Source organism: Mesorhizobium sp. M2A.F.Ca.ET.046.03.2.1 (assembly GCF_003952425.1).
Taxonomy (GTDB): Bacteria; Pseudomonadota; Alphaproteobacteria; order Rhizobiales; family Rhizobiaceae; genus Mesorhizobium.
Genome location: NZ_CP034449.1, coordinates 3932297 through 3946095, shown reverse-complemented (window position 1 = coordinate 3946095; position 13799 = coordinate 3932297). Strand labels below are relative to the sequence as shown.

9 protein-coding genes and 1 pseudogene are annotated in these 13799 nt (G+C 64.1%); 6 read left to right on the top strand and 4 right to left on the bottom strand.

The window, feature by feature from the left end; translation table 11 throughout:
- The first annotated feature begins 491 nt into the window (after positions 1-491).
- The 4 genes from EJ072_RS18790 (at position 492) to EJ072_RS18775 (ending at position 5776) form a co-directional block, all read left to right on the top strand.
- Entirely contained in the window at positions 492-3872 is a 3381-nt protein-coding gene (locus tag EJ072_RS18790) for a helicase-related protein (RefSeq protein WP_245466904.1), read from the top strand.
- 23 nt (positions 3873-3895) lie between these two features.
- The gene (locus EJ072_RS18785) at positions 3896-4282 is read left to right on the top strand and encodes an RNA-binding S4 domain-containing protein (protein ID WP_126080778.1); all 387 of its coding nucleotides are present in this window, start codon (positions 3896-3898) and stop codon (positions 4280-4282) included.
- 201 nt (positions 4283-4483) lie between these two features.
- On the top strand, positions 4484-4822 hold the full coding sequence (gene fdxA / locus EJ072_RS18780; protein ID WP_126080777.1) for a ferredoxin FdxA: 339 nt from the start codon (positions 4484-4486) through the stop codon (positions 4820-4822).
- Between the two features lie 372 nt (positions 4823-5194).
- A complete protein-coding gene (locus EJ072_RS18775) occupies positions 5195-5776 on the top strand; it encodes a CarD family transcriptional regulator (protein WP_095816705.1) in 582 nt (193 codons plus the stop codon).
- A 72-nt stretch (positions 5777-5848) separates the two neighbouring features.
- Here EJ072_RS18775 and EJ072_RS18770 read toward each other — a convergent pair whose 3' ends face one another.
- The 3 genes and pseudogenes from EJ072_RS18770 to EJ072_RS18760 all read right to left on the bottom strand — a co-directional run bounded on the left by EJ072_RS18770 (position 5849) and on the right by EJ072_RS18760 (position 8236).
- Positions 5849-6622 carry an amino acid ABC transporter ATP-binding protein gene (locus tag EJ072_RS18770; RefSeq protein WP_126080776.1) on the bottom strand — a complete coding sequence of 258 codons (774 nt, stop codon included), beginning with the start codon at positions 6620-6622 and terminating at the stop codon, positions 5849-5851.
- Positions 6619-7300 (bottom strand): annotated as a pseudogene (locus EJ072_RS18765) (ABC transporter permease subunit). Before EJ072_RS18765 ends, EJ072_RS18770 begins: the two are co-directional and overlap by 4 nt.
- Before the next feature lie 162 nt (positions 7301-7462).
- Complete coding sequence (locus EJ072_RS18760) at positions 7463-8236, bottom strand: amino acid ABC transporter substrate-binding protein (RefSeq protein WP_126080775.1); 774 nt, start codon at positions 8234-8236, stop codon at positions 7463-7465.
- Positions 8237-8543: 307 nt separating this feature from the next.
- On the opposite strand from EJ072_RS18760, the gene EJ072_RS18755 reads away from it, so the two are divergent.
- Positions 8544-9407, top strand: coding sequence for an RNA polymerase factor sigma-32 (locus EJ072_RS18755; RefSeq protein ID WP_042647759.1), 864 nt, complete (start codon positions 8544-8546; stop codon positions 9405-9407).
- Between the two features lie 171 nt (positions 9408-9578).
- A complete protein-coding gene (locus EJ072_RS18750) occupies positions 9579-11954 on the top strand; it encodes a caspase family protein (protein ID WP_126080774.1) in 2376 nt (791 codons plus the stop codon).
- 226 nt (positions 11955-12180) lie between these two features.
- On the opposite strand, the gene EJ072_RS18745 is transcribed toward EJ072_RS18750, so the two are convergent.
- Positions 12181-13647 carry a M48 family metalloprotease gene (locus tag EJ072_RS18745; protein WP_042647760.1) on the bottom strand — a complete coding sequence of 489 codons (1467 nt, stop codon included), beginning with the start codon at positions 13645-13647 and terminating at the stop codon, positions 12181-12183.
- Positions 13648-13799 lie beyond the last annotated feature (152 nt).

Below are 13799 nucleotides of genomic sequence, written 5' to 3'. Positions count from 1 at the left end.
GCCGAAAACGTTACCCAAATCGTTAAAAGCGATTAAGAAAATTCAACAAATTCATAACCTTGACGACACCTCTCCAATCGACCGCGACCGTTCACCGGCAAAGGTTAACGGCGACGCGATCCCGGCGGAGGCAAAGCATGAATCGGGCCAGTTTCCCGATTCAGCATGTGGTGAGACTCACCGAAAAAAAATCCACATATAGCCGTGAACAAAACCTGAATCAGAACGAGTCAGCGATTCGTCGCTGATTCGTTCCAGACTCGTTCCAGCCGTTAACGGCAGGCGGTTTTGACCGGGTCCGTCGATTCCCGCCTGCCCAAAAGAACATTCCGCTTTCGCTCGGCGTCCTAAATCCCTATGTGTCGGCTGTCACACGCGGCGGCGTCGCCGCGCTTCCGACCAAAAGCATGATCCCGAAAAGTGGGAACCGGTTTTCGAAGAAAGATCATGCTCAAAGAATCGAAGCGGCAAAAACACTTATTTCCGAGCCGATGAACATCCAGCCGAAACACTCCCAGCCGCTGATCCTTTCGGGCCGCGACGTGACGGCCGTGCTCGGCCCCACCAACACCGGCAAGACCCATCTCGCCATCGAGCGCATGGTGGCGCATGAGACCGGCATCATCGGCCTGCCGCTCCGGCTGCTTGCTCGCGAGGTCTATGCCCGCGTCTGCGAGAAGGTCGGCGCCCACAAGGTGGCGCTGATCACCGGCGAGGAGAAGATCGTCCCTGCCGGCGCGAAATATTCGGTCTGCACCGTCGAGGCGATGCCGCGCGAGACCGACGCCGCCTTCGTCGCCATCGACGAAGTGCAGCTCGCCGGCGATCTCGAACGCGGCCATATCTTCACCGACCGCATCCTGCATCTGCGCGGCCGGCAGGAGACACTGCTGCTTGGCGCCGCCACCATGCATGGCATCCTGCAGCGCCTGCTGAAGGGCGTGTCGGTGGTGACGCGGCCGCGCCTGTCGCACCTTGCCTATGCCGGCTCGAAGAAGCTGACCCGGCTGCCGCGGCGCACGGCGATCGTCGCCTTCTCGGCCGACGAGGTCTATGCCATCGCCGAGCTGATCCGCCGTCAGCAGGGCGGCGCCGCCGTCGTGCTCGGCGCGCTGTCGCCCCGCACCCGAAACGCCCAGGTGGAGATCTTCCAGTCCGGCGACGTCGACTATCTCGTCGCGACCGACGCCATCGGCATGGGCCTGAACCTCGACCTCGAGCACGTCGCCTTCGCCCAGAACCGCAAGTTCGACGGCTACCAATACCGCAACCTGAGCGCGGCCGAGCTCGGCCAGATCGCAGGACGCGCCGGCCGGCATCTGCGCGACGGCACGTTCGGCGTCACCGGGCAGGTCGACCCGTTCGACGAGGATCTGGTCGCCAAGATCGAGGCCCATGATTTCGACCCGGTGAAGGTGCTGCAATGGCGCACCGCCGATTTCGATTTTTCCAGCCTCGACGCGCTCAAGCGCTCGACCGAGACCAATGCGCCGGTCGAGGGGCTGACCCGCGCGCTGCCGGCTGTCGACGCGCAGGCGCTGGAGCATCTGTCGAAGGACGGCGACATCCGCGCCTTGGCCACCGGCAAGGAGCGTGTCGCTCTGCTCTGGGAAGCCTGCGCGCTCCCCGACTACCGCAAGATCGCGCCGGCCCAGCACGCCGATCTCATCGCCTCCATCTATATGGACCTTGCGCGCCATGGCCATGTCGATGAGAATTACATGGCCGAGCAGGTGCGGCGCGCCGACACAACCGAAGGCGACATCGACACGCTCTCGCACCGGATCGCGCAGATCCGCACCTGGACTTTCGTCTCCAACCGCCCTGGATGGCTGGCCGATCAGCTACACTGGCAGGAAAAGACGCGCGAAATCGAAGACAGATTGTCGGATGCGTTGCATGAGCGGTTGACGAAACGCTTCGTAGACCGCAGGACTTCCGTCCTCATGCGGCGCCTTAGAGAAAATACCATGCCTGAAGCCGAAATCAGCCCAACCGGAACCGTCCTCGTCGAAGGCCATCATGTCGGCGAGTTGCAGGGGTTCCGCTTCACCGCCGACCAAAGCGCCGGCGGCGAGGACGCCAAGGCGGTGCGCACCGCCGCCCAGAAGGCGCTAGCGGCCGAGTTCGACGCGCGCGCCGAACGCTTTGCCGCCTGCGCCAATGGCGACCTGGCCTTGGGCTCCGACGGCGTCCTGCGCTGGATCGGCGCGCCGATCGGCACGCTGGTCGGCGGCGACGAGGCGCTGAAGCCGCGCCTTGTCCTGCTTGCCGACGAGCAGTTGACCGGCCCTGCGCGCGACAAGGTTGCGTCCCGCGCCGAGCGTTTCGTCAATTTCCAGATCGAGTCGCTGCTGAAGCCGCTGGTCGATTTGAAGAATGCCGACCAGCTCACCGGCATCGCGCGCGGCATCGCCTTCCAGCTCGTCGAGCATTTCGGCCTGATCAATCGCCGCGACATCGCCGAAGAGATGAAGTCGCTCGATCAGGAAGGCCGCGCGGCGCTCCGCCGGCTCGGCGTGCGCTTCGGCGCTTATCATGTCTTCGTGCCGGCGCTGATCAAGCCGGCTCCGGCCGGTCTGGTGACCTTGCTCTGGGCGCTGAAGAACGACGGCAAGGACAAGCCGGGCTTCGGCGACGTGGTGCATGCGCTGGCCTCCGGCCGCACCTCGGTCGTCATCGACCCGGCCTTCGACAAGACTTTCTACAAGCTCGCCGGCTATCGCAATCTCGGCCGCCGCGCCGTGCGCGTCGATATCCTCGAGCGGCTTGCCGACCTCATCCGCCCGGCGACCAACTGGAAGCCCGGTCTCGGCCAGCGTCCTGACGGCGCTTATGACGGCCACGCCTTCATGGTGACGCCGCCGATGATGTCGATCCTCGGCGCCACGGCCGACGATATGGAAGAGATCCTGAAGGGTCTCGGCTATCGCTCTGAGGCCAAGCCTGCCGCCGAAGTGAAGGCGAAGCTCGACGCCCAGGACAATGCCGCCCGTGAGGCAGCGGCGGCGAAGCTGGCGGCGGAAGAAGCGGCGCGTGCCGCGCAGGCGGCAGAGGCGCAAGCCGCGGTCGCAGAGGCAACAGCCGAGGGCTCGGGGTCGGCAGCCGTCGAAGCTCCGACTGAAGCCGTCGCGGAAGCTCCGGCCGAAGCCAGCTCGGAAGCAGCGCCGGAACCTGCCGTTGAAGAGCCGTCAGAAGTTGCGGCCGAGGTCGCGGAAGAGGTTCCCACTGTGGAAGCCCCCGCCGCTGTGCTCGAGTCGGCCGAAGGCGCCGACGCCTTTACCTCCCCTCGATGGGGGAGGTCGCGGCGCGAAGCGACGCGGGTGGAGGTGATGGCGCCGACGATGCAGATGCTGGTACGGCCGGCGCTCCCCACGAGGGGGAAGGCAAGGCCGACGAAACACCAGCTGAAGCTGAAGAACCGAAGCCTGTCCTTCTGTGGCGCCAGGCGCGTTTCGACCATCAGCGCCCGCGCCAGCGTCACGACAACCGTCGCGACAATCGCCAGCGCGGTGACCAGCCGGCGCGCGACGGCCAGACGGGCGCCGCGGGCGGCCAGCCCGGCGACCGGCCGGCCCATGAAAGCCGCCGCGACCAGCGCGACGGCGCCGGCAAGCCGCGCTTCGACCGGTCGAAATTCAAGCCGAGGCCGGATGCAGGCGACCGCCGCGAGGGCGGTGAACGCCGCGAAGGGCGGCCGCAGGGCGATCGTCGGGAGGGCCGGCCTGACTGGAAGGGCAACAGGCAGGAAGGCAAAGGCAACGCTCCGGGCGGCAAGCCGGCCTTCCAGGGCAAGCCGCGCGAGGAACGCCCGCAGCGCTTCGATCCGGATTCGCCCTTCGCCAAGCTCGCCGCCTTGCGCGACCAGCTGAAGAAATAACCTCGGTCGGTTGCAATGGTTGGAGAAGGCCGCCAGCGCATCGACAAATGGCTGTTCTTCTCGCGCGCGGTGAAGTCGCGGTCCCTGGCCGCTAAGGTCGTCGTTGCCGGACGCGTGCGCATCAATCGCGACAAAGCAGCGCAGGCCTCCGATCTGGTGAAGCCCGGCGACGTGCTGACCATCACGCTCGAGGGCCGTATCCTGGTCTGGAAAGTGCTGGATTGCGGCACACGGCGCGGGCCGGCCGATGAAGCGCGCCTGCTTTACCAGGACATGTCGCCGACGCCGACGCCCAAAGGCGGGGCCGTTGCGGACGCCATTCCGGCGCTGCGCGAGGCCGGCAGCGGCCGCCCGACCAAACGCGAGCGCCGGCAGACCGACCGTCTGCTCGGCGACGATTGAAACATAGCCTGCCCGGGGCGTGGCCGGAGAAACTCCGAGAAACTGCGCGGCAATCAGGCTCGGTGACGTCGATCCGCTCTTCCGGCCGGAATTCCTTTCCGGCCCTCCGGCTCCGCCGGCAATCCCTACCCTTGCATGCGGCGGGCAAAGGCGTTACCTCAGCCAAAAAGCCCAACAAAATGGGACGTTCCGGAGCCTGCAATGACCTATGTCGTGACCGACAATTGCATCAAATGCAAATATATGGACTGCATCGAGGTCTGTCCGGTCGACTGTTTCTACGAGGGCGAGAACATGCTCGTCATCCATCCCGACGAGTGCATCGACTGCGGCGTGTGCGAGCCCGAATGCCCGGCGGACGCGATCAAGCCGGACACTGAGGGCGGTCTCGACAAATGGTTGCAGATCAACGCCGAATACGCGGACAAATGGCCCAACATCACGGCCAAGAAAGAACCGCCGGCCGATGCCAAGACCTTCGACGGCGAGACCGGGAAGTTCGAGAAATATTTCTCGGCCGAACCCGGCGAGGGTGATTGAGAAAGAGGCCGATAGCGCTGGCATGACGCCGCGTAACGGGGCCGATACAGATACTGTCTTGACAGGCAGCACTGCCGCTTGGCGTTAGCGAACGCGGCAAAACCTTGATTCTTCCGACTTTTTGTGTTACATAAGCAAAACATGCCGGTGACACGACGTCGATTTATGGCGCTAACGCCCCAAATCACTGAAAGGTGAGCTTTTAAGTCCGGACCAGAGCGATCTGGGGCAGGCGGTCGCATTCATGCGATATGCCGGTTCCCTGCTTTTCCGGTGGGTTCATCCTGTTGCGCGGCTAACGGTCGGCTATCGTCGGCCCATGGGTTCGCGCCGGCATGATGCCGGCGGCACAACTAAGGAGTTCAGGGCGTAATGGCAACGATCACCCCGCAGAAGAAGTCCACCGCGGCCCGCCACGGGTTCAAGACCGGCGAGTTCATCGTCTATCCGGCGCACGGCGTCGGCCAGATCGTGGCGATCGACGAGCAGGAAGTTGCGGGTCACAAGCTGGAACTGTTCGTCATCGATTTCCAGAAGGACAAGATGCGGCTGAAGGTGCCGGTCGCCAAGGCGACCTCGATCGGCATGCGCAAGCTGTCGGAAGAGGATTATGTCGACCGCGCGCTGAAGGTCGTGCAGGGTCGCGCCCGCATCAAGCGCACCATGTGGTCGCGCCGCGCCCAGGAATATGATGCCAAGATCAATTCCGGCGACCTGATCTCGATCTCGGAAGTCGTGCGCGACCTCTACCGTGCCGACAACCAGCCGGAGCAGTCCTATTCCGAGCGCCAGCTCTATGAAGCCGCGCTCGACCGCATGGCTCGTGAGATCGCCGCGGTGAACCGCATGTCGGAGACCGAGGCGGTGCGTCTCATCGAGGTCAACCTCAACAAGGGCCCGAAGCGCGGCGCCAAGGCCGACAACGAAGAATCCGAACAGGAAGAAGCTGCCTGAGCTTTTCCCCTTTAAGTTACGAAGAACCCGGCCTCGTGCCGGGTTTTTTGTTTCTGAAAGGCCTATCGAAGGTTACGCGTCTCCCCCTTCCTTCTGCGCCTCTTCCTGGCGCAGCGAGGCGATGAAGCGTTTCGTCCGCTCGCGCTCCGGATTGTCGAACACGACCGAGGCCGGACCCTTCTCGACGATCGCGCCGGCATCGAGGAAGACGACCTCCTCAGCGATCTTGGAGGCGAGCCTGAGATCATGCGTGGCCATCACCATGGTCGTGCCCTCGCGGGCCAGTTGCCCGAGCACGTCGACCACTTCCTGAGCCAGCTCCGGATCGAGCGCCGAGGTCGGCTCGTCGCACAGCAGCACGCGCGGCGACGGCGCAAGCGCCCGGGCGATCGCCACGCGCTGCTGCTGGCCGCCCGACAGCGTCGCCGGCCAGGCATCGGCCTTGTGCGCCATCCCGACCTTTTCGAGCAGCGCCATCGCCCGCTCGCGCGCCCTCGGCTCGGGCCATTTCAGCACCGTCACCAGCCCTTCCATCACATTCTCGATGGCCGTGCGATGCGGGAAGAGCTGGAAGTTCTGGAACACCATGCCGGTCTGCAGGCGGATGCGCTGGATATCCTTTGCCGGCACCTTGCCGCCCGGATGGAACGCAAGCGTCTCCTCGCCGATGCGCAAGGAACCGGACGTCGGGATCTCCAGCAGGTTGATGCAGCGCAGAAGCGTGCTCTTGCCCCCGCCGGAAGGGCCGACCAGCGCCGTGACGCTGCCTTCGTCGATGCTGACGGTGACGCCCTTCAGGACAAGATTGTCGCCGAAACGCTTCTCGATGTTCGTGAGGCCGATCATGAATTGGCCTCCAGGAAGCCGCCATAGCGGTTGAGCCGCACCTCCAGCCGCGCCTGCAGTGCCGACAGCACCGAGCTCAGCACGAGATAGAGCGCCGCCGCCTCGACATAGAGGATCAGCGGCTCGTAGGTGGTGGCGACGATGCGCTGCGCGGCCTGGAACATCTCGGGCACGGTGATGGCGGCCGCCAGCGAGGTGTCCTTGACCAGCGAGATGAAGGTGTTGGAGAGCGGCGGCACCGCGACGCGGCCCGCTTGTGGAAGTATGGGTGCGACGCATCGCCTCGCTCCAGGTCATGCCGATCGAATAGGACGCCTCCCACTGGCCCTTCGGCACCGAGCCGATGACCGCGCGGATGATCTCGGAGGTGTAGGCGCCGATGTTGAGCGTGAAGCCGATCAGCGCCGCGGGAAAGGCATCGAGCAGGATGCCGACCGACGGCAGGCCATAGAAGATCAGGAAGAGCTGCACCAGCAGTGGCGTGCCGCGAAAGATCCAGACATAGAAGCGCACCAGCGCGACCAGCGGCTTCGGGCCGAACAGCCGGATCAGCGCCGTCACCAGCCCGGCGATGAGCCCGAGCGCGAAGGACAGAAGAGTGAGCGGCACGGTGAAGATCAGCGCCGCCCATAACAGCGTCGGCAGCGATTCCAGCATCAATTGCAGCCAGTGCGGCACGGGGCGCTTCTCCCTTCCAGATACGGCGGCGCGTTGCCCCGTGTGGACTGACTATCATGCAAAAACCGGCGAGCCGTCAAAGACGGCCCCAATGAGTGTCCTGTTAAAAACGGCGGGCCGTCGAAGACGGCCCGCCGGAATTCAGGCAACAGACTGTTCGGCTTACTGGGAAACGTCCTGGCCGAAATACTTGTCGGCAATCTTCTTGTAGGTGCCGTCGGCCTTGATGTCGGCCAGCGCCTTGTTGATGGCCGCGACCAGTTCCGGATCGCCCTTGCGCACGATGACGCCGGAATAGTCGGCATTCTCTTCCTGCGCGGCGATCTTCACATTGGCGTCCGGCTTGTGCTTCTTGAAATCCAGGAAGGACAGGCTGTCGTTGATGGTGGCGTCGGCGCGGCCGGTGAGCAGAAGCTGGATCGACTGGTCGAAGCCGTCGGTGCCGACGAGTTCCGCGCCGTTCTTCTCGGCAAGCTTGCCGAAATTCGAGGTCAGCGACTGCGCCGACTTCTTGCCCTTGAGATCGGCGAAGGTCTTGATGTCGGTATTGTCGCCGCGCACGATCAGCACCGCCTTCGAGGCGATGTAGGGATCCGAGAAATCATACTTGGCCTTGCGCGCGTCGGTGATGCCGACCTCGTTGATGACGGCGTCGTAGCGGTTGGCGTCGAGGCCGGCGATCAGCCCATCCCACTTGCCTTCCAGGAACTCGACCTTGACGCCGAGCTTGTCGCCGATGGCCTTGGCGATCTCGACGTCGAAGCCGACCAGCGCGTTGGATTCGTCATGATAGGTGAAGGGCGCATAGGTGCCTTCCGTGCCGACCTTGAGCACGCCGGCCTGTTTGATCTGGTCGAGATTGGCGCCGGCATGGCCGGCGGTGACCGCCAGAACCTGCAGCGTTCCGACGATGAGGAGCGATTTAAGCCATTTCATTTTTCTGTGATCCCGTTTTGACCGGTATGCCGGTCCGATTGTGAGAGCCGGAAACTGACAGATAGAAGGTCGCGAAATAAGGAACCCGATTTCAAAAATCGGCTTTCCCGGAAATCTGATTCTCAAAATCGCCCGATAATCCGCGAAGCGGCATTTCGGGACCCGCTAACAGAATGTTCCCGCCGGCAACATTTGCCCCCTCGGGCGGCGGAACCATCCATGCGCCTGACACGTTGCATGGCTGTTGTAGGGCGCGGCGGCGTCTTTTCAACCGTCATGAGCGTAATGACCGCCAACAGGAGCCGGCATGATTGAGGACGCGGCAGGACGGACACTGGTCCGGGCGGCAATGAAGGCTCCCTATCTCGAGCGCGACGAGGAGCATGTCCTTGCGCTCCGCTGGAAGGAAGAGAACGACCAGCACGCGCTGCATCGGATCACCGTCGCCCATATGCGGCTGGTCATCTCCATGGCCTCGAAATTCCGCCATTACGGACTGCCGCTCGGCGACCTGATCCAGGAGGGCCATGTCGGCCTCCTCGAGGCGGCGGCTCGTTTCGAGCCCGCGCGCGAAGTGCGCTTCTCGACTTATGCCACCTGGTGGATCCGCGCCTCGATGCAGGACTACATCCTGCGCAACTGGTCGATCGTGCGCGGCGGCACCAGCTCGGCGCAGAAGGCGCTGTTCTTCAATCTCAGGCGTTTGCGCGCACGGCTGGCCAACGGCGCCGAGCCGCTCTCCAATGCCTCGCTCTACCGCGAGGTCTCGGCGGCGCTCGGCGTTCCCGAAGCGGACGTGGCGATGATGGATTCACGCCTGTCCTCCCCAGACAGCTCGCTCAACGCACCGCTTGCGGACGAAAACGGCGCTGCCGAGCGGATGGATTTCCTGGTCTCCGAAGACCCGTTGCCTGACGAGATCGTCGGCGAAAGAATCGACGTCCAGCGCCGCGCCCTCTGGCTGAAAAGCGCGCTTGGCGCGCTCAACGCCCGCGAGCTTCGCATCATCGAGGAGCGCAGGCTCAGCGATGACGGCGCCACGCTTGAATCACTTGGCGAACAGCTCGGCATCTCCAAGGAGCGTGTCCGCCAGATCGAGGCGCGTGCCATGGAAAAGCTGAAGCTGGCGCTGGTGAAGCAGAACCCGGAATTTCTGGCGGAGGCCGCCTGAGCAGCAACTTGAAGTTGTTGGCGAGTTCTATTCATTGAACAAAAATATATCCCCGTTGCGGCAAAAGCTTTCCTTCTTACTGTATCAGCGTATTGTGAATTCTTTAACAGACCCGCGCGCGCAACTGGTCTTTGGTGAATCCGACAGACCATAGCGGATGGGGGACTTGCCATGCTGCGATGCTGCGCCTTCCTTGCAGCCTTGATCCTCGTGGGCTTCGCGACGTTCGAAGCGCACGCTGACCGCAGGGTTGCCTTTGTGATCGGCAATTCGCAATACCGCAATATTCCGGCGCTCAAGAACCCGGACACCGACGCCAAGGACGTCTCGAAGACGTTCCGGCTGGCCGGTTTCGATGTATTCGTCGCCAAGGACGTCACCAAGCTGCAGTTCGAGGAGCAGTTCCGCAACTATCTCGCGGCCGCGGATGGCGCCGATCTCGCTGTCGTCTATTATTCGGGCCACGGGTTTCAGATCGGTGGCGTGAATTTCCTGATCCCTGTCGACGCTTCGCTCAAGCAGGCCGCCGACATCGAGGTTCAGGCGATCAAGCTCGATGACATGCTGGAGCAATTGCGCTCGAAGTCGAAAATCCAGATCATCATCCTCGATGCCTGCCGCAACAATCCGTTTCCGCGCAAGGACTACTGGCTGCGGGACCAGCTGATCACCGCTAGCGGCACCGGTCTTGCCGAGGTGAAAAGCTCGCAGAACGCGCTGATTGCCTTTGCCACCGGTCCCGATGCGATCGCCTATGACGGGACGGGCAACGCCAGTCCATTCTCATCCGCTTTTTCGCGCCGCGCGCTGGCGCCGAACCAGGAGATACGCGCGGTCATGGCCGCGGTGCGCCGCGACGTGGTCGCAGCCACCAAAGGCAAGCAGGTTCCTTGGGAGAACTCCTCGCTGATCGACGAAGTAGTGCTCATGCACCGTGCGAACAAGCCGGCGCTGCCGCCGGTGCTGGAGAGAGTCGTGCCGTCGGGGATCGGGCCGGTCGCGCTTGACCTGCCGACGCCTGTCACTGTCGACGGCAGCGCGGTCACCGTAAGCTTTGAAACGCTTCCCGCGCTCGCAGGCCTGGTGCTGGACGGCAAACCCGTCGCCGAAGGCGACCAGATTGCGGGCAACGACCTGCCGCGTCTGCTGATCGACCTGCCCAAGGCGTCCGACACGCAGGAACAGGTCGAAACGCTGGCCTATGCCACACATGACGAGTGGGGTGGCGTATCTCAGGGCATCCTGGTCTTGCGCATCAAGGGTGGCGCTGAGGGCCAGCAGAGCGCAGCGTCCCTGAAGGCCGAGCAGAAGCAATTGATGGTGGAGCGTGGCCTCCACATCACCGGTGCCGCCGAGGCGATCCAGAAGAAGAGCAAACTCAGCGTCCCGGTCGGCGTCGGCCCGGTTCCGTTGAACCTGGATTTTCCGACCGGAGACCCCGGCATCAGCCTGAAGCTCGCAAGTTACCCGGCAACAGGAACGCTGTCGCTGCCGGATCGCACATTGTCGCCGGATTCGACCATTCTGGCCAACGAGATCGACAAATTGCGCTACGAGCCGCAGATCGGCGCCGCCGCTCCCCTCGAGCTCGGCTTCCAGATCCGCGCTGGCAAGGCGTCAAAGCCGGCCACGGTGAAACTGTCGCCAAGCGTCGACCCTTGCGACCGGGCGGCAGGCGCGCCGCTCGACCTGCAGGGCGTCGCCCCCGGCCGCCAGCCGAACGAGATCGGCGGCGGAGCGATCGAAGCTTGCGAAGCGGCGGTTAAAGCCTACCCCAATGTCGTCCGCTTCCGCTATGAGCTCGGACGGGCGTTGCTGGCGGCCGGCAAGGTCGACGAGGCTAGGAAGGCCATTCAGGAGGCCGCCGACAAGGGCCATGCCCGAGCCGTTTTCGAGCTCGCCTATATGGCGGCGTCCGCAACAAGCACCGCCGCGGATGTTACGAAAGCGAATGGCCTCTATGCCCAGGCGGCCGACCAGGGCGATCCAGCCGCCATGGCTGCCTGGGGACGCGCTTTGTTCAACGGCGTCGGCGTCGAGCCGAACCCCCGAAAGGGATTGGACCTGCTGCTCAAGTCTGCGGCGATGGGGCATATCAGCGCCATGAACGATCTCGCGTTGATCTTCCAGGAAGGCCGCAATGGCGTGCCCGCCGATCCGGCCCGCGCTCTGGCGTTCCTCAAGGCCAGCATGGAACGGCAGGAAGTCTATTCGATGAGCATTCTCGGTCTTGCCGGGCGCCGCTTCCAGACAGCCGCTGTATGCAAGCCCAAGGTAATCACGAAGATCAGGGTGATCCGCGCGCCTGCACCGCCGATGATAACCCCACCTCCGGTCAAACCGGTGCCGCCCTTGATCGAGCCGGCGCCTTGGCGGGGCGGCAGTAGCGGCGATCGCCCGTCTCCTTCCAGGCAGAGCAGTACTGACGACAGCACTCCGGACAGCGACACTCCGGATACCCCCGACAGCCCCGCCACGGGCGAACCTCCCGGCACCGACGCCAGCACCACAGGCTTTGGTGGCATCTCCACCGTCAGAGGTGGATAGCAGCCGCGACGCGTGGCCGGACCAGCCGGGACAACGCATGTCGCCATGTCGATTGCGCGGCTTAAAGCATGTATCCCGAAAGTGTGAATCGGTTTCGGGACAAAGAAACGCGTGACCAAAAACCTACGCGCATGGAGCGAATCTGAAAGGTCGCGACGCGCTTTAGGGATCGCACATCGCGGCAAGCTCTCAAAGCGCCGGGCCGCACGAACGCGAATGCGGAGCCCTACTTGTCGGTGACGATCTTGACCTTGTCGCCGGCCGATACGCTGGCGCCCGGCGACATGGCGTTGAGCACACGGAACAGATCGAGCTTGCGGTCGACGCCGACCATTTGCGCGGCGAGCGAGCCCATGGTCTGGCCGGCCTGGACGGTGACGACCCGGATATGCAGCGGCTTAAGCGCCGCCTTCTCGGCTGGGGTGAGCACTCGGAAGGAGCCGCTGACCGAGCGCGCCACAGGATCCAGCGAAGCGCTGGCCGAGGGCGCGGCCGTCAGCAGCCTGTAGACCTGCCCGCCGGCGCGGATCACCGCGATGTCGAACTGCCAGCCTTGCGCGTTGGCATGCGCCATCGCTGCCTCATTGCCGTTGATCGTCTCCTGGCGCACGCTGGCGTCTTCGAGCCCCGCCACCCAGCCGCTGCGGATGTAATCGGTCAGCGACACCGACTTGTCGATCGCCACGCCGTCGAAACGGATGGCGATGTCGCCCGGCCCGGTCGCGGTGACGGCGGCCGCCGAATTGTCGATGACGAAACCGTCCGGCACGGTGAAGGAGACCCCGAGATTGGGGTGCATGAAGGTTTGGCCGCGCACATAGCCTTCTTCCGGCGTGTCGCCGTAAAGCAGACCGTCAATGCCCGCGAGGAATGCGTCGCGGTCGCGCGTGCCGACGCCGGGGGGGCCGAAATTGCGCGCAAGGCGCTGCGCCAGTTCGATGCGTTGCGGCGTGTTGGGGTGCGTCGCCAGGAAGTCGAGGCTGGCGTCGGTGGCGCCGCTGACCGAGCGGAAATCGGTATAGGCCGACATCGACTGCAGGAAGCGGCCAGCTGCGTAAGGATCGTAGCCCGCCTCGCCGATCGACTTGATGCCGATGGCGTCGGCCTGCAGTTCCTGGTTGCGCGAGAACTGCGCCAGCCGAAGCTTGCCGCGGATCAGGGCCGCCTTGGCGGTCGGGCTGTCGCCAAGCACGTCCGACACCACCTTGGTCGCCAGGCCTTCCTCGGCCTCGAGCTGCTGCCGTTGCAGCCCGTGATTCGCCGTGACGTGGCCCATCTCATGGGCGATGACGGCGGCAAGCTCGGAGGAATCATTGGCCAGCGCCAGCAGGCCGCGCGTCACATAGAGATAGCCGCCCGGCAGCGCGAAGGCGTTGACGTTGGGCGAGTTGAGGATGGTGATGCGATAGGTCTGGGTCGGGTTGGCCGACACCACGGTCAGATTGCCGACGACCTTGGCCACCATGCGTTCGAGCTTCGGGTCGGAATACTCGCCGCCATAGGTGGCGAGAATGCGCGGATGCTGCGCTTTCGCCATTTCGGCGAGCTTGGCGTTGGCGACGACATTGTCGACGGTGATCGGCTTGTCGGAAGGCTGGAAGCCGCTCTCCTGCACGTCCGGCGGCGTGAACATCTGACAGCTCGCCAGCACGGCAACGCCCGCCAGCGCGAAAAATCGTGCCAGTGGCCTCATCCACACTTTCTCAGCGCCGGTCGACAGATCGGCTTCCTTTCGAAATCTTTCGGCAAATCGCGGCCCCGCCGGACCTGCATGGCCGGACCTAGCCATACTCCCCCGGACAAGGCAAGCAAACGCCGGATCACCCGTTGCCGGTTTGAGCGTAA